Source organism: Enterococcus larvae (genome assembly GCF_017830045.1).
GTDB lineage: Bacteria > Bacillota > Bacilli > Lactobacillales > Enterococcaceae > Enterococcus_L > Enterococcus_L larvae.
Map to the genome: position 1 here is coordinate 70,707 of NZ_JAEDXU010000013.1, position 22,673 is coordinate 93,379.

20 protein-coding genes are annotated in these 22,673 nt (G+C 40.4%); 12 read left to right on the forward strand and 8 right to left on the reverse strand.

Features of this window, described 5'->3' with window-relative positions; all coding sequences use genetic code 11:
• The first annotated feature begins 122 nt into the window (after nt 1–122).
• The 3 genes from I6N96_RS18030 to dinB all read left to right on the forward strand — a co-directional run bounded on the left by I6N96_RS18030 (nt 123) and on the right by dinB (nt 3,387).
• Nucleotides 123–1,340 carry an ammonium transporter gene (locus I6N96_RS18030; RefSeq protein ID WP_209558960.1) on the forward strand — a complete coding sequence of 406 codons (1,218 nt, stop codon included), beginning with the start codon at nt 123–125 and terminating at the stop codon, nt 1,338–1,340.
• Nucleotides 1,341–1,482: 142 nt separating this feature from the next.
• On the forward strand, nt 1,483–1,824 hold the full coding sequence (locus tag I6N96_RS18035) for a P-II family nitrogen regulator (protein WP_209558961.1): 342 nt from the start codon (nt 1,483–1,485) through the stop codon (nt 1,822–1,824).
• Between the two features lie 423 nt (nt 1,825–2,247).
• Nucleotides 2,248–3,387, forward strand: a complete 1,140-nt coding sequence (gene dinB, locus I6N96_RS18040) for a DNA polymerase IV (RefSeq protein ID WP_209558962.1) — start codon at nt 2,248–2,250, stop codon at nt 3,385–3,387.
• A gap of 320 nt (nt 3,388–3,707) precedes the next feature.
• Here the strand turns inward: dinB and I6N96_RS18045 are convergent, their stop codons facing one another.
• From I6N96_RS18045 to nrdD, 5 genes are all read right to left on the reverse strand, one after another.
• A complete protein-coding gene (locus I6N96_RS18045) occupies nt 3,708–4,439 on the reverse strand; it encodes an ABC transporter permease (RefSeq protein WP_209558963.1) in 732 nt (243 codons plus the stop codon).
• Entirely contained in the window at nt 4,390–5,364 is a 975-nt protein-coding gene (locus tag I6N96_RS18050; RefSeq protein WP_209558964.1) for an ABC transporter ATP-binding protein, read from the reverse strand. The genes I6N96_RS18045 and I6N96_RS18050 overlap by 50 nt, the downstream gene beginning before the upstream one ends.
• A gap of 90 nt (nt 5,365–5,454) precedes the next feature.
• Nucleotides 5,455–6,075, reverse strand: a complete 621-nt coding sequence (locus I6N96_RS18055; RefSeq protein WP_209558965.1) for a PadR family transcriptional regulator — start codon at nt 6,073–6,075, stop codon at nt 5,455–5,457.
• Nucleotides 6,076–6,172: 97 nt separating this feature from the next.
• Complete coding sequence (nrdG, locus tag I6N96_RS18060; protein WP_209558966.1) at nt 6,173–6,775, reverse strand: anaerobic ribonucleoside-triphosphate reductase activating protein; 603 nt, start codon at nt 6,773–6,775, stop codon at nt 6,173–6,175.
• Between the two features lie 328 nt (nt 6,776–7,103).
• On the reverse strand, nt 7,104–9,296 hold the full coding sequence (nrdD, locus tag I6N96_RS18065) for an anaerobic ribonucleoside-triphosphate reductase (protein ID WP_209558967.1): 2,193 nt from the start codon (nt 9,294–9,296) through the stop codon (nt 7,104–7,106).
• 459 nt (nt 9,297–9,755) lie between these two features.
• On the opposite strand from nrdD, the gene I6N96_RS18070 reads away from it, so the two are divergent.
• The 7 genes from I6N96_RS18070 (at nt 9,756) to I6N96_RS18100 (ending at nt 17,292) form a co-directional block, all read left to right on the forward strand.
• Nucleotides 9,756–10,523: an ABC transporter ATP-binding protein gene (locus I6N96_RS18070; RefSeq protein WP_209558968.1), complete on the forward strand. Its 768-nt coding sequence runs from the start codon at nt 9,756–9,758 to the stop codon at nt 10,521–10,523.
• The gene (locus I6N96_RS18075) at nt 10,513–12,558 is read left to right on the forward strand and encodes an ABC transporter permease (protein WP_245187044.1); all 2,046 of its coding nucleotides are present in this window, start codon (nt 10,513–10,515) and stop codon (nt 12,556–12,558) included. Before I6N96_RS18070 ends, I6N96_RS18075 begins: the two co-directional genes overlap by 11 nt.
• Before the next feature lie 226 nt (nt 12,559–12,784).
• The gene (locus I6N96_RS18080) at nt 12,785–13,867 is read left to right on the forward strand and encodes a M42 family metallopeptidase (protein ID WP_209558970.1); all 1,083 of its coding nucleotides are present in this window, start codon (nt 12,785–12,787) and stop codon (nt 13,865–13,867) included.
• Nucleotides 13,868–13,891: 24 nt separating this feature from the next.
• Entirely contained in the window at nt 13,892–14,680 is a 789-nt protein-coding gene (locus I6N96_RS18085; RefSeq protein WP_209558971.1) for a DUF975 family protein, read from the forward strand.
• Between the two features lie 93 nt (nt 14,681–14,773).
• Nucleotides 14,774–15,514, forward strand: coding sequence for an MBL fold metallo-hydrolase (locus I6N96_RS18090; RefSeq protein ID WP_209558972.1), 741 nt, complete (start codon nt 14,774–14,776; stop codon nt 15,512–15,514).
• 39 nt (nt 15,515–15,553) lie between these two features.
• The gene (lplA, locus tag I6N96_RS18095) at nt 15,554–16,558 is read left to right on the forward strand and encodes a lipoate--protein ligase (RefSeq protein ID WP_209558973.1); all 1,005 of its coding nucleotides are present in this window, start codon (nt 15,554–15,556) and stop codon (nt 16,556–16,558) included.
• A gap of 50 nt (nt 16,559–16,608) precedes the next feature.
• A complete protein-coding gene (locus I6N96_RS18100; protein ID WP_209558974.1) occupies nt 16,609–17,292 on the forward strand; it encodes an O-methyltransferase in 684 nt (227 codons plus the stop codon).
• Nucleotides 17,293–17,360: 68 nt separating this feature from the next.
• Here I6N96_RS18100 and I6N96_RS18105 read toward each other — a convergent pair whose 3' ends face one another.
• From I6N96_RS18105 to I6N96_RS18115, 3 genes are all read right to left on the reverse strand, one after another.
• The gene (locus I6N96_RS18105) at nt 17,361–18,446 is read right to left on the reverse strand and encodes a hypothetical protein (RefSeq protein ID WP_209558975.1); all 1,086 of its coding nucleotides are present in this window, start codon (nt 18,444–18,446) and stop codon (nt 17,361–17,363) included.
• 408 nt (nt 18,447–18,854) lie between these two features.
• A complete protein-coding gene (locus I6N96_RS18110) occupies nt 18,855–19,388 on the reverse strand; it encodes a 3'-5' exonuclease (RefSeq protein ID WP_209558976.1) in 534 nt (177 codons plus the stop codon).
• Nucleotides 19,389–19,521: 133 nt separating this feature from the next.
• Nucleotides 19,522–20,280 carry an exodeoxyribonuclease III gene (locus I6N96_RS18115; RefSeq protein WP_209558977.1) on the reverse strand — a complete coding sequence of 253 codons (759 nt, stop codon included), beginning with the start codon at nt 20,278–20,280 and terminating at the stop codon, nt 19,522–19,524.
• Nucleotides 20,281–20,725: 445 nt separating this feature from the next.
• Here I6N96_RS18115 and I6N96_RS18120 point away from each other — a divergent pair, with 445 nt between their 5' ends.
• Both I6N96_RS18120 and murB read left to right on the forward strand, forming a co-directional pair.
• The gene (locus I6N96_RS18120; RefSeq protein ID WP_209558978.1) at nt 20,726–21,640 is read left to right on the forward strand and encodes a Gfo/Idh/MocA family protein; all 915 of its coding nucleotides are present in this window, start codon (nt 20,726–20,728) and stop codon (nt 21,638–21,640) included.
• A gap of 69 nt (nt 21,641–21,709) precedes the next feature.
• Entirely contained in the window at nt 21,710–22,612 is a 903-nt protein-coding gene (gene murB, locus I6N96_RS18125; RefSeq protein ID WP_209558979.1) for a UDP-N-acetylmuramate dehydrogenase, read from the forward strand.
• The last annotated feature ends 61 nt before the right edge of the window (nt 22,613–22,673 follow it).

Sequence of the window (22,673 nt, forward strand, 5' to 3'; positions counted from 1 at the left end):
AAATTCAGAAAATTTTGAAAAATCAGTGGTTTTCTCTAGCGATGATCAAAAAATGATGTTAGAATATCTGACATAATCAAAAAATGAAGGTTGATTATAATTTGTAATTGGAGGGATGAGCAATGGATATGGCAAGTGTAGCATTTATCATTATTTGTACAGCAATGGTTTTTTTAATGACTCCGGCACTGGCATTCTTTTACGGAGGACTGGAAAGAAGGAAGAATATTCTTAATACAATGATGATGGTCATTTGTGTGATGGGACTTGCTTCTGTTTTGTGGATCATAGCAGGCTATTCTTTGTCATTTAGTGGAGAAAGTTCTTTTGTCGGGAATTTTGACAAGCTATTCTTCAAAGATGTTTCAATGACTGAGGGAGAAGGGATTCCTGAAGGGCTGTTTGCAGCTTTTCAAATGATGTTCGCGTTGATCACAACGGCAATCATCACTGGCTCGGTGGTTGGAAGGATGCGTTTCTCAGCAATTTTTCTTTTTATCGGTATTTGGTCAATCGTTGTTTATTATCCGATGGCGCATATGGTTTGGGGCGGGGGCTTCTTGGATGCAATTGGGTCGGTAGATTTTGCAGGAGGAAATGTCGTACATATCAGTTCCGGTATTTCCGGACTAGTTCTGGCGATTGTGCTGGGAAAACGGAGAGAGTACAAGCAAACGGAGTACCGTCCCCATAATATTCCTTTTGTTGTTTTGGGTGCTGGTCTGCTTTGGTTTGGCTGGTTTGGATTTAATGCAGGGTCGGCTTTAGCACCAAACGGATTGGCTGTTCATGCGTTGCTGACAACGAATACAGCGGCAGCTAGTGCCATGCTGTCATGGATGCTGATCGAGAAACTGACCAATGGGAAGCCGACGGTTGTCGGTGCGTGTACCGGAGCTGTGGTTGGCTTGGTAGCTATCACACCAGGTGCCGGCTTTGTTTCTCTTTGGAGTTCTCTGGTGATTGGGGCATTGGTCAGCCCATTCTGCTACTACTTTATTTCTGTTATCAAACATCGCTTTGGCTTTGACGATGCACTGGATGCATTTGGCTGTCATGGGATTGGCGGGATTTTTGGAGGCATAATGACTGGGATTTTTGCTGATGCTTCCGTTGGCGGCAAAGCAGGACTCGTTTATGGAGAAACCCAGCTATTTATTGCCCAGCTGGAAAGTATTCTGTTTACGCTATTATTTGCCGGCTTAGCTAGTTTTATCATCATCAAAGCGATCCAGCTGTTTATGCCGATTCGAGTTACTCCTAAGGAAGAAGCTTTAGGCATGGATCGAATCGAACACGATGAGACAGCCTATCCGACATTTATGGGCTTGGATTCATGATTTTCTATTTTTGACTAAAGTCAACGAAGGCAGCACATTTCACTATCTTCCCTTAATGATACAAGCGTTTGGATAAAAAGAGTGATGTTTGATAATTGGGCAGTACTTACAGCGTACTGAATATGCCCGGAAAGAGGTAGCTATGAAGAAAGTAGAAGCAATCATTCAACAAGAAAAATTAGAAGAATTAAAATATGCAATTGACCATGAAGCAGAAACCAGCGGGATGACAGTAACACAGGTCCTAGGCTGTGGGCAGCAAAAAGGCTTGAAGGAATATGTGCGCGGCCAGGAGGTTATCACGACATTGTTGCCGAAGATAAAAGTCAGCTTTGTAGTAAATGATGATAAGGTAGAGGATATTCTCACGCTTATTCTGGATATTTGTCAGACAGAGGAAGTTGGAGATGGAAAGATATTTGTATACCCTATCGAAGAGGTTATCCGAATCCGGACAAGAGAAAGAGGAATCAAGGCAATTTGATCATAAGCTTAAGAAAAAGTGACGGCGGATCACTTGGCAATAGACCATCAAAAAGCTTATACAACAGGCAGCGAATCAACGAATCCTTGTCTATTGCTAAGTAAATTTCTGTCGGAAAAACAGGAACCGGCAGTTGGAATATTCCCCTCGCTTTTAGCTTAAGTTTATTGGAAACCATATATACGAATAGAATCTGATTAACAGAGTATGGGAATGAATTATGTTCCTATACTCTGTTTATTTAAGTATTGCTGCATAAATCTTATAAGAAAATCGTTAGTTGCTCCTACTTCTTTTACCACATAATTGGTACAAGAGTCACTTTTCATATGATGAATCTTTAATAGGATTCTTAGAGTAAGCACTGCTCTATTGAAGATGAACAAACGTTCGTTTATAATGAGGGAGGAGGGGGCTTATAAGATGAGTGAACTACGGTTTCCATTAAAAAACGATACATCGAGAAAAATTATACATATTGATATGGATGCTTTTTTTGCTTCTGTAGAAGAGCGGGATCATCCTGAGCTTGTCGGCCATCCTTTAGTTATCGCCCGTCATCCCAGTGATACAGGAGGGCGTGGGGTGGTTACCACGGCAAATTATGAAGCGAGAAAGTATGGTATCCATTCTGCAATGAGTGCACAAAAAGCCTTTGAGCTTTGTCCTCATGCTATATTCAAAGCAGGAGACCATCAAAAATACACAGAGATATCTCAGCAGATTCGTGAGATTTTCCGACGCTATACAGACATCATAGAGCCGGTATCCATCGATGAAGCATACCTAGATGTAACAGAAAATAAAATCGATAGTAAGTCTGCAATCAAAATTGCCAAGCTGATCCAGCGTGATATCTGGTTGGAACTTCAATTAACCTGTTCTGCCGGAGTCAGCTATAATAAGTTTTTAGCAAAGCTGGCGTCTGATTTTCAGAAGCCGAAAGGGATGACTGTTATTCTTCCAGATGAAGCTGAAGGTTTTTTAAAGGCGCTGCCTATTGAGAAGTTTCATGGTATTGGCAAGAAAACTGTCCCAAAAATGAATGAGTTGGGGATCTATACAGGGGAGGATCTGTATAATATGGATGAAATGACCTTGATTCGTCATTTTGGCAAGATGGGTTATTCGTTATTCAGAAAAGTCCGAGGGATTCATGATTCGCCAGTCAGTATAACAAGGGATCGGAAATCGGTAGGGAAAGAGCATACATATGGAACACCTTTGGCAACTGAAAATGAAGTGATCACACAGCTGCGTACATTGGCGGATAAGGTAGAGCAATCACTTCGACGGGTGCAGCGGCATGGAAAAACGATTGTATTAAAAGTGCGCTATACAGATTATTCAACTATTACGAAGAGAAAAACCTTACCTCATTATATCGTGGAGAAGGAGGAGCTTTTTTATCAGGCAAGCCTTATCTGGGAAGAGGTGGGTGGGTTGGAACATGGGATTAGGCTGTTGGGGATCACGTTGACAACATTGGACCCATTGACCTATGAAAATATCACATTGCCTCTATGGGAAAAGGAAAATCAGCGAGAGCAGAAGGATACATAGTTTTCAGCGCGTTCATATGGAGTGATTGGAAATAAGGAGAAATATCCGCTTATAGAAGCAATAATGGCAGCTTTCGATTTTGATAGAATCCATTCATCGGAATAAAGGAAGAAGGCTGCAGGGGGGAGAATGCTTTGGCTGGGAAATAGCGATGACAGATGGCTCTATCAGTTTTGGTCATTCGACTTCCTTAGCTTTTTAGGTAAGGTACAGCTAGGATAGCTGTTAAAAAATTCTAAATAAATCGGAACAGTGAAGAGGGAGACGCAGAAAAGCGTTGCACTCTTCACTGTTCTTTTCTTATTGTTTGTCTGAAGGAGCTATTTTTTATTCATGAAATAGATAACTGAAGCATAACCGATAATACACCAGCTAAGCAGCTTAATATACTCAATAGGAGACGCAGAAAAGCTGGTATGGGCAAATGAGCTTCGTATAATTTGAGCCATGGCGTCGATTGGCAGTAGACGATGAAGGAATTGAAGCCACTCCGGTAAACGTTCTATTGGAAAGTTAATAGGAGAAAACATCAGACTTCCGAATGCCAGAACCATGCAGACAAGCATCGTCTGTTCTGCACTTAGCAGATAGGAGAAGCCGTAACCAATGGCGATACAAGTAATTGATGAGATCAGGAATGCAGGGATAACTGTCCAGCTTAGAGCATAACCTGGGGCATACAGCCATTGCGCGCAAAGCGTAGATATTATAATGCCTGGAATCATTACGAGTACCCAAATGATGGTGTCTGCGCTGATGATTGAAAGTCTATTGACTGGCAGTGTTTTGAGAAAGGAGAGATGTCCTTCTGTTTTTGCAGTAGCATTTTGCATCGGCAAAGCAGTTAGTCCGCTCATGATAAAAATCATCGTTGGAGCTCCGGTAGCCAGATAGAGTAGCGTAGGTTTATCTATCTCGGCATATAAAAAAGTAAAACCAATAGTGATACCTAGTGAAATTATGATTTGTTGGAGCGCGTAAAAAGCAATTGTTCCTCCTAATCTAGCTGCTTGCAGACGTAACACATATTTCGTTTGTTGTAGGTAACCCATGTCCCTGTTCCTCCTTTGTTAAATGAATATAAACCTCTTCCAGTGTCACTTCACTGAGCTGGTAATTTTGGATCAGCTTCTGCTCTAGTAAGAGTCTTGCCCAAGCAATCGCATCTCCGATATTTTCTGCTGTTAAAGATAAAACCAGCTGATCCTCTTGCTGAATGGTTAACTCAGCCCAAATCGGTGATTCAATTGCAGCCTCGTTATTTTGCAGGACTAGAGTCAATTGTAAGTTGCTGGGAACCAGCTTCTTGATTTCCTGTGTTGTTCCAGAGCATAATAGCCTTCCCTGCTTGATAATGGCTACCTTATCAACGACTTGCTCCATTTCGAGCACATTATGGGTAACAACAATTACAGCGCAGCCTCGTTTAGTCAATGCTTGAATTTCCTTCCATAAGTATTTTCTCCTGATAGGGTCCACATCATTTGTCGGTTCATCTAAGATAATGTAATCAGGTGAATCAATGACCGCCATGCAGAAGGATGTAAGACGTTTCACTCCGCCAGACAGGAATTGGCCAGGAGTATCAGCATATTCTTCTATATCCAGAGAGTGGAACAAGCGCTGCACTTCTTCTTTGACTGCTTCTGGGGACCCATTTCTTAATTCGCCCATGAGTGTGACCACTTGTCTCGGAGTCATCCAACCTAATGACAGCTGTCCTTGTACTTGTACAGAGCATTGAAAGCGTCCCAGTTTAGGACTTTCTCGAATAGATGACCCATTTATTTGAATATCACCGTGATCGATGCTTGTCAGACCAATGATTTGATTGACGATCGTTGTTTTTCCTGATCCGTTTTGCCCCAATAAACCAAAGAGCTCTCCTTGTTTTATAGTCAGATTTATTTCCTTGTTAGCAATAACTTCCCTATGTTTATCTTGAAATGTTTTTGTTAGATTTTTTATTTCAATCATATAAATTCCTCTTTCTTGTGTATCTAATAGTAACGTATCTAAAATATTTAATCAAGCAGAAAAAAACTATAGTGAATTTCCACTATAGCTTTATTGCTTATTTTGTGATGTTGCTTTATTAAGCTGATCCTTGAACCAAGTGATTTCAAAATCAATTTTTTTCAGTCCCAACTCAAGTGTGCTGTATTGATAATCAGCGATATCCGTAATCAATTCTTCTAAGCTTCTGTTGAATGAGAAGGGAGTAAAGTCATCTTGTCGATTACTTTCTTTTAAGTAGGACTTGTATTCTTCCACTCCTTGTCTTTCAACATAATTCTTTGTGTGTATATGTTCTAAGGCAGCTTTCTCTTTTTCCAACTCTTGAATGTAGGACTTGATAAGAGGGATTCTTTTTTCTGCTGGAAGAAAGCCCATGAAAAAGAATTTAGACAGCTCCATATTTTTTTCTTTGTACTTCATTGGATGCTCGATTTTTTCCAAAAAGTATTCTTTTCCTTTGTCGGTAATGCTGTATATTTTTTTATTCACACTATTTTCTACAAGCTCTTGATAGGTAACCATATCTCCGGCTAACAGTTTTTTTATAGCAGCTTGAATACTACCTGTACTGCTGCTGCTCATTGAAGTAAAGTTTGTTTTTATTGCATTTCTTAGCTCGTATACGGTTGATTCCTTCAGTAATAAAATACCTAATATGATTGTGTCCATTTTTATCCCACCTTTGATAAGGCTGATAGTATCATACCTAATAGTACGAGTCAATTTTTACTGAAGGTATAGCGATCGAATGCAAAAAAATCCGAGCTCAGATAAGCTCGGATTTTTTGATTTGCTCATAAGAAATCTCGGCATCGTGGCATTTATCCCAAATGACAGCTTGGCCTTCTGCTAATGATTTTTTCACGTCGATGATTCGTTGATTGCTGCTTCCTCTGAATTGCAAATTGAGATTGCGTTTGCTCAACTCAAATCGTCCGTCTACCAGAATATCGATTTTATCAAGAAGTTCCAGCTTATCGGATGTTTCCAGCAGAAGCTCTTCGAAGGTATAACCGGTCCATGACCAGATATCCTTTGTATCACCGAATTCCTCTTTGATTCGATCAACGACCTTCAGACATACTTCAGTATTTAGAAAAGGCTCTCCTCCAAGTAAGGTCATGCCCTGTACATAGTCATGAGAAAGGTCTTTGATGATTGTATCTTCTAGTTCCTGTGTGAATGGCTTGCCATAGCGAAAGTTTTGGACGGCTTTATTGAAGCAGCCTTCACAGGCAAACAGACAGCCGCTGACATAGAGACTGTTGCGAACACCTTCACCGTCAACAAAGTTGAAGGGTTTGTAGTCTGCAATATAGTTTTGACTGTAATCTTGTGCACGCCATTCTTTTGGGTGTGGATTATTCATTGAACGATCATCCTTTCATTGACACTCTTAAAATCAGAGAGTCGAGCGGAAGTCTTTCTTTTAAAAGATGGAGGCTTCCCGTTTCTTTTTCAATATTGGCAAGTAAATTGGTCTATCTGAAGGTAAAATCAGATGTATCGAAGCAAGTGATCTCAACCTAAAAAGATCAGTTCTTTAGTGATCATGTAAACCGCCAATAGAAAAAGGGGGCATGACGAATCTATGTCCCTTCGATAATAAGCCGAAAATCATCAAAAATCTATAGAACAATTTTTGACATTTTCGGCTTATTCTTTGAAGCGTAAGAGACCTGTTATGATCTCTTTATTTATTCTTTCATGTGTTTAACACGTGAAGAGATTTCTTTATGACGTCCATGAACCATCGGACGAGCTTGAGGGTTACCTAAGTAGCCGCACGTTCTTTTTACAACGTCACAAGATTTAGGATCGTGATTGCCGCACTGCGGACATTCAAAGCCGCGTTCTGTTGGTTGGAAGTCTCCTTCAAAGTCACATTCGTAACAATGGTCGATTGGCGTGTTTGTTCCTAGATACCCAATGCGGTCATAAGCGTAATCCCAAACAGATTCAAGAGCTTTTGGATTTTGCTGCAGCACAGGGTATTCACAGTAATGAATGAAACCGCCGGATGTGTATTGCGCATAGTCCTTTTCGAAATCCAGTTTTTCAAATGGTGTTGGATTCTTACGTACATCATAATGGAAACTGTTTGTGTAATACTCTTTGTCTGTAATGTTTTCAACAGAGCCAAATTTTTCAGCATCAAGACGGCAGAAGCGGTCAGTCAGGCTTTCACTAGGTGTTGAGTAAACACTGAAATGGTAGCCATAGTTGTTGCCCCATTCGTCTGCGTGAGTTTTCAAGTATTTTAAGATATCCAAAGTCAGCTCTTTTGCTTCTGGATTGTTCTCCCATTCGCCGCCGAAAAAGGCTGCTGCAACTTCATAGAGACCGATATAGCCCATAGAAACTGTTGCCCGTTTATTTTTGAACAGTTCATTTACAGAGTCTTTTCTTGAAAGACGCTTACCGAATGCTCCATACATGTAAAGAATCGGTGCATTTGCCGGAGTGGCTTCTTTACAACGTTCGACACGATAAACTAACGCGTCCTTCATGATTTCCAGACGTTCTTCCAGTAGTGACCAGAATTTCTCGATATTGCCATGTGATTCCAATGCGATTCTAGGCAGGTTCAAGGTAACAACGCCAAGGTTCATACGTCCTACGTTGATTTCTTCGCCGTTTTCATCTTTCCAGCCTTGTAGGAAAGAACGACAGCCCATTGGCACTTTGAAGCTCCCTGTCAGCTCAATCAATTTATCGTAGCTTAGGACATCAGGATACATTCTCTTTGTTGCACATTCCAAAGCCAGTTGTTTCACATCATAGTTGGGATCTTCTGCATTCAGATTCACACCTCTTCTAAGTGTAAAAATCAGTTTTGGAAAAATTGCAGTTCGTCTCTCGCTGCCTAAACCATTAATCCGGATTTGCAGGATCGCTTTTTGGATTTCACGTTCAAACCAGCTGGTACCTAACCCAAAACCAAGGGAAGTGAAAGGTGTTTGTCCGTTTGAGGTGAAAAGAGTGTTGATTTCGTATTCCAGACTTTGCATCGCATCATAGATGTCTTTTCTGGTTTTTGCTTTTGCGTATTCTTCTTGGCGAGCTTCGCCGTCAATCCATTCTTTTGCATCTTCAAGATGTTTAAAGTAGTTTAATTCGGCAAAAGGAGCTAGAAGCTCATCGACACGGTCAGCAGAACAGCCGCCGTATTGACTTGAAGCAACGTTTGCGATGATCTGTGAAATCTGTGCAGTTGCTGTTTGAATAGATTTTGGTGATTCCACTTCAGCATTCCCGATTTTAAAACCATTGTTCAACATGCCTTTGAAGTCGATCAAACAACAGTTGGTCATTGGTGTATAAGGATGGTAATCCAAGTCATGGTAGTGAATATCTCCCTTTTGATGGGCGTTTGCCACATGGGCAGGAAGCATTTTCAGCCCGATCGATTTACCAACGATCCCGGCAGTCAGATCTCTTTGTGTATTGAAAACATCGCTGTCCTTGTTGGCATTCTCATTGACAACTGTTTGATCCTTGTTCAGCAGTTTCCCTATAGTAAAGTTGATGTCTGTTGCTTTGCTGCGCTCGAAGTCACGACGAGTACGGTAATTGATATATTCTTCTGCAAGTGCGTATTCGTTTCTTTCCAATAAGATGTGTTCCACCACATTTTGGATTTCGTAAATTTTTACATCAGAAACAAAACGCTCGGAAATTTCCTGATCGACCCGTTCAACGATTTCCTGAATTCGCTCATGTGCCAGAGGTTCCAGTCTTCCATGAATTTTTTGTTCAGCTTTGATCAAAGCGTCATAAATCTTCTGGTCATCAAAATCAACCAGTCGTCCATCTCGTTTGATGATCTTTATATCATACAGAGATGATGCAGTAGTACCTAATGAATCTTTTTGTCCTATTTCCATCATAAATTTCCAACTCCTCGATGACTTATTCCTCATCTATCATAAAACAATTTTATTCTTCTTTCAACTATATATAGTGTTATTTTTTTTAAAAAACAGTGAAAGGTATCTATATATTGTGTGTTGCGGTTTTGAAAAGTCTATGAAAACAAGCCTTATATAGGTTTGTAAGAATCGAGAACGCTGAATAAAATTTACTGAAACGGATTCAATGACAAAATTAATTTTTGTCGGAAATTTGCGGATCAAAATGACTATTGAAATTCCTATCTTTTTGTTTGTGTTACCTTGAACTTTTTTGGAGGCGTGGAGTGGTTTTATGTATAGTTGATGTGAAGTATGTGAAAAATCAATCAAATGAACTTCTTACAAAATTGGAAGATGGAAGAATACGAAAGAATGTTCAGTTATGGAAAATATTGGTAAAATGAAAGCAATAAACTGGATAGGCGGACGTATAGGATGAATAAAATTATTGATGTACAGCATATAAGTAAATCTTACGGGTACCTGCTTAACAAGGTAAGTGTATTGGATAACCTGTCATTTTCTGTAGAAAAAGGGGAATTTGTTGGAATCATGGGTCCTAGCGGTGCTGGGAAGTCAACACTGTTGAATGTGATGTCAACCATCGAACTGCCGACTGCCGGAAGTGTAAAGATCAATGGCAGAAGTATCTTGGAAATGAGAAGCAACCAGCTTAGTGATTTTCGCAGAAAGGAAATCGGCTTTATCTTTCAGGATTTCAATTTAGTGGATTCGTTGAACATAAAAGATAATATCCTGCTGCCTCTGGCCGTCGATCATGTTCCTGTTAAAGAAATGGAGCTGCGACTGACTCGTGTTGCTGGTCTATTGAATATTGATTCATTCCTTAGCGCATATCCGAACACTGTTTCGATTGGGCAAAAGCAGCGTGCGGCTGCAGCACGTGCATTGATTACGGAGCCGAAAATCATTTTTGCAGATGAACCAACCGGCTCTTTGGATTCCAAATCAGCTGCTGAGCTGTTGCAGTACATGACAGATATCAATCAGCAGGATGATGCGACAATTATCATGGTGACCCATGATCCGTATACTGCCAGCTATTGCAATCGAATTATTTTTATCAAGGATGGCGCTTATTTCTCTGAGGTTGTTCGTCAAGGCTCCAGAGAAGCTTTCTTCAACCAAGTAATCGATATGCAGGCGACGATCGGAGGTGGGAAACGCTTTGATGCTTTCTAAATTATCGTGGAAAAGTGTCCGCTTAAACTACTACCACTACATTGTTTACCTTATAGGAATGATTTTTGCAGTAACGATTTATTACAGCTTCAACGCTATTTCTTACGACGAGGTTCTATTGAAAAGCGTCGGCAGTGAAGTTGCGCTGAAGGCATTTCTCAGCTTTGGCGCATTGCTGATAGCATTGATGATCCTGAGCTTCATGTTCACGATCAACCGTTTCTTCTTTATGCGTCGGGCAAAGGAAATCGGTATTTATCAATTGATTGGTATGAAAAAAAGGCAGATAGCCGGTTTGTTTTTTTCAGAAATATATCTTCTGGGGCTGGCAGGGTTAGTGATCGGCATTTTCTTTGGAATTGTTTTTTCCAAGCTCTTTTCCATGATTTTGATCAAGGTCATGGTCCTGAATGTGGAAAGCAGTTTAAGTCTGTCGATTCCTTCTATTATCAATACCGTGCTGGTTTTTATCCTACTGCTGTTCATGGTATCAATTCATAGCAGTTATTTGATTTATTCTTATCAACTGTCCGGTTTTTTCAAGAAAGAAGAGCGACCAGTGATAGAAGCGAAGAAACTGACAGGAAAACAGGCAATATTAGGTGTTCTGGGCGTTGCATTGATTTTATTCAGCTACTTCCTTTCTCTCAGAGTCGTTTCTTTATTATTCAATCCGGTTTTGGGTACCATTGGATTTTTACTATTGCCCTTTGTCTTAGTGGGGCTGTGTGCAATCGGCACCTATCTGTTTTTCAAATATACAATCCATATTTTTATCCATTTCTTTACCCGAAGGAAGACGGGGCATTATCAAGGACTGTCGATGCTGGTTGCAGGAAACACTCGGTTGCATCTGTATAAGGGAAGCAATACCTTGACAACCATAACGATATTCATTGCATGCTCACTTGGTGTGATAGGAGGCTCTGCTTCGTTTTATACCTTAAGTTTGGATCATGTGAATGCAACAAATCCAACTGATTTTATGGTCAACAGCAGCTTATATGAGACAGTGAAAAAAAGCATAGGAACACAGGATGAAATTTCCGAATCTGTTCAGCTGAACTTTAAGCTTGTGGGCAGCCAGTACCATTATTCCATCAGTAAAGAGGGGACGACGGTCCTTGAACCAATCAATATTCTGTCATTATCCAATTATCAGGAGTATCAGAAAATCAATCCGTATTTAAAGACAATCAAGTTAAGTGATGACCATCAGGCAGTTCAGCTTGATGATCGCTCGATGTCGCTTGTTCGGTATGACCCTATATTTCAGTTAGCTGATGGAACAACGATCAAAGTTACTGCTAAGACTCCAGATTATTTAGGAGAACCGCTCCTTCGGTACAATCGTCCGACAATCGTAGTAAGTGATCATCTTTTTGATAAAATAGGCAGTGATGCCGCGTATAGCTTAACGGCTTTCAATCTCCGAAACAGTCAGGATGTTGATTTGGCTAATCGTCTTTCAGAAGAATTTGTAAAAGAATGGCAGTTTCCCATGTATTATGATTTGAAGCAAGAGGGGGATACTGTGTCAGGCTACGTGTCTCAACAATCTCAAAAAAGTGGAGCTGAGCAGACCCTAGAAGAAAAGGAAATCTGGACCTTGAATTACAGCAGCCGTTTGACTGAGCTGGTTTACAGCAGGAAATTATTGGGTGCATTGATTTATATCGTTTTATTTCTGGGGATTTTTGCATTGATCATTTCCGGAAGTGTTCTGATGGTTCGCCAATTTGCAGAAGCAGAGCGTGAGCGAGGAACTTACCGTTTGCTGGATCGCCTGGGCATTCCGCAAAAGCAAATTCGTCAGCTGATTTATCGGCAAAATATCATCATTTTCTTTTTTCCGATGCTGCTGGGAATCCTTCACGCATTCTTTGCTGTCCATCTATTCAATCAGCTTATTCCAAGTCCTGGTTATCGACTGGCGTACCTGTCCTGTGGGGTGCTGCTGCTGATTTACATTGTTTATTATGTACTGACATCGAAAATCTATTACTGGATAGTAGAAAAGGACGAACCGAGTTGATAGCTTTTCGATTGGTTCCACAGCTGGTACGCAATCCGTTTAAGAGTGACCTGACAACAGTGTTTGCTGAATTGTCAGAGACTCGCTGATGAATCGGCAGATTCCCATTTTACAGCTAAGCTGCATATAGGATAGAGGAGAAAATCTACTCTGTGCTTTTTCTATTTTTAATTGAGGAATGAGTGTTATAATATTTTAGATAAGATTTTTGAGAGGAGCTATTGTATTGGATAAACGGGAAGAAGAATTACTGGTAGAGCTGGTTTCTGCAAATGGGGTGCCGGGAAATGAAGATGAAGTGAGAGCTGTTTTCAAAAAGCACGCAGAGCCTTTTGCGGATAAAATCATGTATGATGGACTGGGAAGTATCATTGCTAAGCGTGTTGGGGATAAAGAAGGTCCGAAGGTCTATTTCTCAGGACACTTGGACGAAGTCGGTTTCATGGTCACTCAAATCACTGAAAAAGGCTTTATAAAATTTCAGACACTTGGCGGCTGGTGGGGACAAGTTATGCTTGCGCAGCAGGTGCAGATCACAGCAGCAAATGGCAAAGTATTTCATGGTGTCATCGGCTCAAAACCACCTCATGTGTTGACAGCGGAGGTTCGCAACAAGCCTTATGACATGGCTGATATGTTCATTGATGTGGGTGCTTCCAGTGATGAAATGGTCAAATCATGGGGAATCAGACCCGGTGATATGATCACGCCTTATATCGAATATCGCAGAATGAATGATACAAAATTCATGTTGGCGAAAGCCTGGGATAACCGAATCGGAACAGCAGTTTCCCTCAAGGTATTGGAAAATCTGGCAGCATCGGGACATCCGAATGTTCTGTTTGCAGGTAGTGATGCTCAGGAAGAAGTTGGCCTTAGAGGGGCACGGACAAGTGCGAATTTAGTTGATGCAGATATCTCATTTGCATTAGACACTGGAACGGCTGGAGATACACCGGGAATGACGCCGGAGGAAGCTGATTCTGTATTGGGAGAAGGACCGCAAATCTTGATTTATGATGCATCGATGATTCCTCATAAAAAGCTGAAAGAGTTTGTGATCAAGGTAGCGGAAGAAAATGATATCCCCTTCCAATACACAGTGATTGCAGGGGGCGGAACCGATGCCGGGCAAATGCATTTGGCGAGAAATGGTGTGCCGTCTTTAGCTATCACGGTTCCCGTTCGTTACTTGCACTCTCATACTTCGATCATTCATGAAGATGATTACCTGAATACAGTGAAGCTGGTAACAGAAGTTGTGAAACGTCTGGATCAGGAAACTGTACGTAAAATCAGAGAATATTAAAGAAATCAAAGGAGCTTTAAATTTATGAAAAATCAAATGACAAATGCCATGCATAGAGAGCGGGCTAGAAATGCGCTTTCCGGTAAATGGGGGAAAATGGCGCTGATCGTTTTAGTCAGTGTACTGATAGAAACTGTAGTTAGTACGTTTATCGGTAATGCGACGGGCGTAGCTAGTGATAGTACAGGCGGGAGATTCATTAATTTTATACTGAATAACCTGATCTTCTTTGCTTTGACTTATGGGCTGTATAATGCGGCTCTGCAAGTAATCAGAGGTCGTTCAATCGAAGTAGGGATGGTTCTATCTATATTTAAAGGCGAGTATTATCTGCCAATGCTGTTGATCAATTTAGTGCAGTATGTTGTTCAGCTGGTTGTTGGCTTGCTGGTACTGCTGCCAGTATTGATTACATTCGGAACAACGGTTTATCTGGGCATGATGTTCGATACTGTCTCTGTCACCCAGTACCAAAATGAGATGGCATCCAACCTTTTCCTTGCCGCAGTGATGTTCATTTTCTCTTTGCTGATGCTATTGATCTCTCTATTCGTCAGCGGTGTTTTCCAGTTTGCAGTTTGGACAAAAATCGATCATCCTGAGTTTGGTGTTGGTACAGCCTTGAAGGAAGCACTTGCTTTGATGAAAGGAAATTTCAAGCAATATTTATTCCTTGAATTATCTTTTGTCGGCTGGTATATTGTCGGTGCAATGGCCTTGCTGATTGGTTTATTATGGGTCATTCCATATAACCATGTGGCACTGGCAAGTCTCTATGACTCAATACGTGAAGAAAAAGAATTGATCATTTAATTAGCTGACTAGAATGTGCTTGAAGTTTTTGGCTCTATAGCTGTTCTCAAGTATATCCTAAGTATGTATAAATCATGAATAGGAGGGAAATGTATGAAAATCACTGTTTTAGGCTGTCTGGGTGCTTACCCATATAAGGATCAGGGAACAAGCTCCTATTTGTTAGAGTCTGAAGGATTTCGACTATTATTAGATGCTGGAAGTACAACATTAGTCAATCTGGAAAACCATCTTGATCCTCTTGAACTGGATGCGGTCATTTTGTCTCATTATCATCATGACCATATTGCCGATTTGGGTGTGCTGCAGTATTATCGTCAGCTGTATCCGGCGCAAGTGCCTGTACCGATTTTGCCAATATACGGACACACTGAGGATGCTGTGCATTTTTCAGCATTGGATCTTGACGGTGTTTCTAAGGGGATTCCTTACTTTGAAGCAGAGGAATTGAAGCTGGGACCGTTTTTAATAACCTTTATGAAGACAATTCATCCTGTTCCTTGCTATGCCATGCGTTTTGTTGAAGAAAAAACCGGGAAGGTTTTTGTCTTTACCGGAGACTCCGGCTACTTAGAGGACTTTATTGAGTTTGCTGAGGGAGCGGATATTTTCTTAGCTGATACGTATCTTTTTGAAGGAAACGAAAAGCATCGAGCACACTTTACGTCAAAGGAGTCCGGAGAACTGGCGAAGGCAGCAAGAGTCAAAAAATTAGTGTTGACTCATCTGCCGCAGCACGGGTCACTGGATGAGCTGAAGGCGCAGGCTGAGAAGGCGGCTGATTATCAAATGCCGGTAATCTTAGCTGAAAAAGATTTGGTCATCGATTTATAATTGAACTGAACAGATAAAATAGAAAAGGAGTAGAATCACGTGATATTTGTACCCAATGAAAATAACGATCCGCAGATAAATCTGGCAATCGAAACATATTTGCTGAAGGAAATGCCGTTAGAAGAGCCGATTTTACTTTTTTATATCAATGAACCATCTATTATTATTGGACGGAATCAAAATACGATCGAAGAAATCAACAAAGAATACGTGGAGGAGCAGGGAATCCATGTTGTACGCCGATTAAGCGGCGGCGGTGCGGTGTACCATGACCATGGAAACTTGAATTTCAGCTTCATCATGCCGGACGATGGCAACTCTTTTCGGGATTTTGAAAAGGTGACAAAACCAATCATTCAAGCTTTGCACAAGCTGGGGGTTTCTGGTGCTGAGCTTAAAGGCCGCAACGATCTGGTGATTGATGGAATGAAATTTTCCGGCAATGCGATGTACGCGACAGAGGGTAGAATGTTTGCTCACGGTACACTGATGTTCGATAGCGATATCAATGAAGTCGTCAATGCTTTGAAGGTAAGAAAAGATAAAATTGAGTCTAAAGGCATCAAGTCAATTCGTTCCCGTGTAACGAACATCAAACCGTTTCTTCCAAAAGAGAAGCAAGGGATGACTACAGAAGAGTTCCGTCAGGAGATTCTTTTGAAAATCTTTGGTGTTGATTCTATTGATGAAATCAAAACCTATGAGCTGACAGAGAAAGACTGGGCGCATATCAATCAGATTTCTGATGATTACTATCGCAATTGGGACTGGAACTATGGAAAATCGCCCTCCTTCAATCTTGAACGCAGACATCGTTTTCCAATTGGCTCGATTGAGGTACGTATGGATGTAGAGGACGGCTTGATCAAGGATATTAAAGTCTACGGTGATTTCTTTGGTTTAGGTGAAATCAATGATGTAGAGAAAAAACTAATGGGAATCAAATACGAGAAACAGGCAATCAGTGAAGCAGTTGCTGAGATCGATGTGAAAAAATATTTTGGAAACATCGAAAAAAGAGAATTCATTGATTTGCTTTATTGATTCAGCACAAACTGTAGTAGGAAATAAACAAAGAAGAGGGAATTAAAGAAATGCGTAATGAAATGATGCATCGCCCAGTTGTAAAGGAAGAGCTTGTGGCGTTTATGCGAGAAAGACAAAAGAAACTGTCAGGTGATTTAGGTCTGATTGAGGAAGACGCACATCGTGATGGTATACCAATCATTCCTCACGAGACAGTAGTATTTTTACAGTTTTTCCTTGGGCAGCTGAAACCGAAGAAAATTTTGGAAATCGGTGCAGCGATTGGCTTTTCATCAAGTCTGATGGCGCAATATGTTGGCGAAGATGGATATGTAACAACAATCGATCGGTTTGATGTGATGATCAGAAAAGCAAAGAAAACCTATGAGCGCCTTGGTTTGACTGATAAGGTCACCTTGCTGGAAGGGCAGGCAGCGGATATCTTGCCTGAACTGGATGATCAGTACGATTTCATTTTTATGGATAGTGCAAAATCAAAATATATCGAATTTTTACCAGAATGCCTACGCCTTTTAAAGGTAGGCGGTGTATTGATGGTGGATGATGTTTTTCAAGGAGGAACGATCCTTGAAGCAACGGAGGATATCCCAAGAAGCAAACGGGCGATTCATCGTAAATTGAACGAATTCCTGGATACAGTTATGACTCATCCAGATTTGACGTCGACACTCCTGCCGTTAGGTGACGGTGTAATAATGATCACCAAAGAAAAGGAAATAATTGAATTATAAAAAAACACTCCTTGCCAATGTCGGCAAGGAGTGCTTTTGATTTAAGAAAAGCTTTTGACAATAATTGTTTACTGCAGAAGAGTAAGATTTAGCTCGCCATCAATATAGTAGGTAACACCCTCTTGAATAATGATGCCGTGATAGCGTTCGTCACCGCCGTTATTGTTTTCCCACAGGTCTTCATCGTCATGGATATCATTATATTTTTTACCGGTAAATTCCAAATCATAGGTTCCAGCCGGTAAGTCCTCGCCGCCAATATATTCCCCAGCATAGAGAGAATAAGTGCCGTCTACGTTTTGTGGCGGTTGACTTTTCTTCAGCGTTATTTCACCTGAAATAGAATAACTTGTTCCTTTAACAATAGTGATTCCGTGAATTTTTTCTCCACCGCCATTATTATTTTCCCATAGATCTTCATCGTCGTGGATATCATTATAGCCGCTTCCTGTAAATTCTAAATCATATCTTCCAGCTGGTAGGTATGAATCCCCGCCGACATAGTCGCCATCATAAAGGTGCAATGTATCCTTTGAGGCGCTACTTGATTTAGAAGAAGAGCTTGATGTCTTTGTATCTGATTTTGAGGAAGAAGAACTTGAACTCTCTGTATCAGAATCGCTTGAATCTTCGCCATCGATGTGAATACTTACAACGTCTCCACGCTCAATACTTTTTTGAGCAAGATAAGACCCATCTTCATCTTTAACATTTACTAATGTATCACTTGTTGTCATGATCAATAAATTCTCGCCGGTAGCAATAATTGAATCATTGATTCTTACAATGAGTTCAAGATCACCTTTCCCCAGCTTTTCAATATCGACCTCTTCTTTCTCCGTGATATTCTGTTGAGCATAGTATGCTCCTTCGCTATTTTTAACATTGACCAGTGTATCCCCAACAGTCTCTATTTTCAAATCATAGCCTGAGGCAATCACTGTTTTTTTCTTTGTATCCTTATCGATACGATAAACTACTTTGTAATCAGCCTCACGTGTAGGCTCACTTTCCTCTTCAGAGGATGTACTCTCTGTACTAGTGCTTTCAGCAGTACTTTTTGCAGTTTTCCCGCTGTCCTCCCCATTACCGCACCCAGCTGCTGCTAAAGTAAAAATCAGCAGCAACGACAACACTGACAACCCTTTTTTCATTAAACTCACCTCTTATTTTTGATAAGTAATTATACCAAGAAAAAAAGCTGAGTTCAATGTTGGATTTTCTGAGGACTACTGTCAGGATACCTATCAAATCAACGGTTATAGAAAGAATTAAATGATCGGAAAAATGAAATAAGGTACCATATGTCTATATAAATAGTCTTGTTTAGGTAGGGAATGTTGATCTGTTTTGAGAAAAATATAGGGAAAAATCTGTTTTTTCCTTTGCTTTTGAAGAAGAAATTGATAATTTTTTCAAGACACAAAAGGGCTTAAATATCTCTGGTTCCAGTTAAAGAATGTGCTGATTCTGATTAAGGTGAGGTAGGAGTGTAAGCACAAAAATATACCTACAAAAACTTTATCTGATGCGATAGTTTTTGCAGGTATTCGTTTTGCTCACTATTTCAATGTTACTAGTTTTTTCAATGGCTCTACACCAAAAAGCTTCTCCTGATGAAGTAGGATCTCCGCACAGGCGCGACTATCTTCCAACGCATCATGATGATTGTTCAATTGGATATTCAGATTTTCGCAAACAGTATTCAGCTTGTGATTTGGAAATTCAGGGAACAGCTTGCGGCTGGTTTTCACAGTGCATAGAGACAGATAGCTTGGCTGTTCAATATTATAGTAGTCGAGACAACCAGAAAGGACACCGCAGTCAAAGCCGGCATTATGGGCAACGACTAGGCTGTTTGAATGGAAGTAGGGGCTGATTTGTTCCCAGACATCAGGGAATTTTGGAGCGTCCGCTACATTTTCCGGTCGAATCCCATGTATTTGAATGTTTTTCCAAAAGAAATCAGTTTCAGGTTTGATCAACGAATAATACTCACCAACGATGCGGCTGTTTTCAACCTTTACCACAGCAACAGAACATGCACTGTGCTTCGCATAGCTGGCAGTTTCAAAGTCAATAGCATAAAAGTTCATCTTTAAAGACTCCTTCACATAAGTCATGATAACTCACTTTTTAAAAGTGTTATCTGTAAACTATTATAACTGATTTGGCACGGAAATCATCAAAATAACGAAGAATGATATAAAAATTTAACATTGAAAAGGACTAAAAATCTTCAATGATCACTTCTACAGGGCAATGGTCACTTCCAACAATGTCTGTATGGATGTCTGCAGAAATCAATCGTTCCTTAAGGTCATCCGATATAAGGAAATAATCAATGCGCCACCCGGCATTGTTTTTACGGGCGTTGAAGCGATAACTCCACCAAGAATAGACACCTTCTTTTTCAGGATAGAAGTAGCGATAAGTATCTGTAAAGCCGCTATCTAGAAGTGTTGAAAATTTTTCTCTTTCCTCCGGAGTAAAACCGGCGTTTTTTTGATTGGTCTTCCAATTTTTTAAATCGATATTCTGATGAGCAACATTCAAATCACCGCAGATAATCACAGGCTTTTTGGCTTTTAATTCCTCAAGGTAGAGACGAAAAGCATTTTCCCATGTCATACGATAGTCTAGTCGTTTCAGCTCATTTTGAGAATTAGGTGTGTAGCAGGTAATCAAAAAATAGTTGGGATACTCTAATGTGATGACACGTCCTTCTTGGTCGTGTTCTTCTGCATTGATCCCGTAAAACGCATTGATGGCTTCTTCCTTGGCAAAAATAGCTGTTCCAGAATAGCCTTTCTTCTCTGCATAGTTCCAATATTGATGATAGCCGGGAAACTCAATATCAATTTGTCCTTCTTGAAGCTTTGTTTCCTGCAGGCAAAAGAAGTCAGCATCCAGCTCTTGAAAAACCTCTGTAAAATTTTTCTTAACAACAGCTCTCAGGCCGTTGACGTTCCATGAAATACATTTCATTAATATTCACCTCTTCATCTCTTCATTGTACCCAAATGAAGTGTGTAGTCAATGATCCTGCTGTTTTTTATTGCCTGCTCGTCAGCTAATCAGAAACGGTTTTAAAGAGAGAAACCTCTATTTGTGGTCAGTTGCCTGATAGTCTTCCTTTGAATAGAATCTATACCAGTCTATTGTTAAGTTAATGTACGAGGAAAACGGTCATATTAAGAGCAGGGCTTACAAAGAAAGTTACGCAAAAAAATATAAAACTTTTTTCAGTTTGCTAAAATTTTGGTAGAAAGCTTGTTGATCAGATTGGACTGTCTATGAGTTGTTGACATTGAAAAGGGGCGACATTTGAAAAAACTGTATACTGAAAATGAATAACAGCTCTGCACAAATCAAAGTATTTAAACTGGAAATATAGTAAAATAGGGATATTAAATGAACTAGGGAGGTTCTTATGAAAATCGGTGTGATCGGACTTGGCAATATAGCTCAAAAGGCATATCTGCCAGTTTATAGTGAATTGCGGAATGAAGGCGACTTTGTTCTCGCAACTAGAAATAAAGAAATCAGAGCGCTTTTACAAGATAAATATGGATTTAAAGATGTGGTAGAAACAATCGAGGAATTGATTGCATTTGGGATCGAGGCTTGCTTTGTCCATGTTGCGACAGAAGCGCATGTTGAGATCGTAGATAAGCTGTTGAAAGCGGGTATCCATGTTTGTGTGGATAAACCGTTAAGTGAAAATCTTTCAGAGGTCAAAGAGCTTCAGGCATACGCAAGAGAAAATAAGCTGGTATTGATGATTGCCTTCAATCGTCGTTTTGCTCCATTTGTTGAAGAATTGAAGCGTGTGGAAAATAAGAATCTGCTGCTTATTCAAAAAAATAGAATCAATTCTCCGGGAAATACTGGTTTTATGATCTATGACCTGTTTCTTCATGTTGTTGATACTGCCGTCTACTTATTGGATGATCCGATCCAGCAGGTACAAACAAAGGTGATTGAAAAGAATGGTGAGCTTCAGCGTGCATTTCTTCATCTGGAAACAGAAAAAACGACAGCGATTTGTTCAATGGATCTTCTTTCCGGGGCGAATACCGAAAGTTATCAGGTGAGTGCACTTCAAGGGACATACACTTTGGAAAACCTGACAGAGCTGACGATCCAGACCGACAAAGAGACTAAAAAAGAAGGCTTCAATGACTGGGCAACAACCTTAGATAAAAGAGGATTTGCCCCATTGGTCAGACAATTTATTGCTGGTGTGAAATCAGAAAGCTATGAACACCTGAAGCAAGAAGATGTCTTTTTAAGTCATGAGCTGTGCAGCAAAATACTTCATGACCATCAAAAGCATATTCTATAGACGGACTAGAAAGTTCTCTTGGGACATGCTAGAATAAAATGATGTTTAAGAGAAAGGAAACGGCTTTCAATGAATAATGAAAAAATACAGCGTGAGCTGCCAAATGTAACTATTTTATTTAATGAACCTTTGATGAATTTTACCTTTACAAAAACCGGTGGACCGGCGGATATGCTGAGCTTTCCAAAAAATCCAGAAGAAGTTCGACAAATCGTTCTTTTCTGCCAAAACGAGAATATCCCTTGGCTGGTTTTAGGAAATGCCAGTAACTTGATTGTTCGAGATGGTGGTATTCGCGGTATGGTTGTGATGCTTGCTGATATGAATCAGGTGACTGTTACAGCTGAACATGTAACAGCTGCAGCAGGTGCCAAATTGATCGATACAACCTATGAAGCGTTAGCCAATGATTTGGCTGGTTTTGAATTTGCCTGTGGGATTCCAGGAAGCATTGGCGGAGCAGTATATATGAATGCCGGTGCGTATGATGGTGAAATCAAGGACGTATTTGAGTCTGCTGATATTTTACTACCAAGTGGAGATATCAGAACGATGACAGCTGAGGAAATGGATTTTTCTTATCGTCATAGTGCAATCCAGCAAATGAAGGGAATCATTTTGGCAGCGACCTTTGCTCTAAAGCAAGGGAAGCATGAGCTGATCAAAGCAAGAATGGATGAGCTGACCGAGCTGAGAACGTCTAAACAGCCATTGGAATATCCGTCTTGCGGCAGTGTCTTCAAAAGACCGCCGGGACATTTTACTGGTAAGCTTATTCAGGATGCAGGCCTGCAAGGGTTGAAGTGGGGCGGTGCTCAGATTTCAGAAAAACATGCTGGCTTTATCGTCAATATCGATCAGGCTACAGCAACTGATTATGTGGAATTGATTGCCCATATTCAAGCAGTCATTAAGGAGAAATTTGATGTTGCACTGGAAACGGAAGTCCGTATTATCGGAGAAGAAAAATAAGAATCCTATGACCATTGAACACGTTTCATAATGGAAGACTTTGAAAGCAACTGGACTAGAA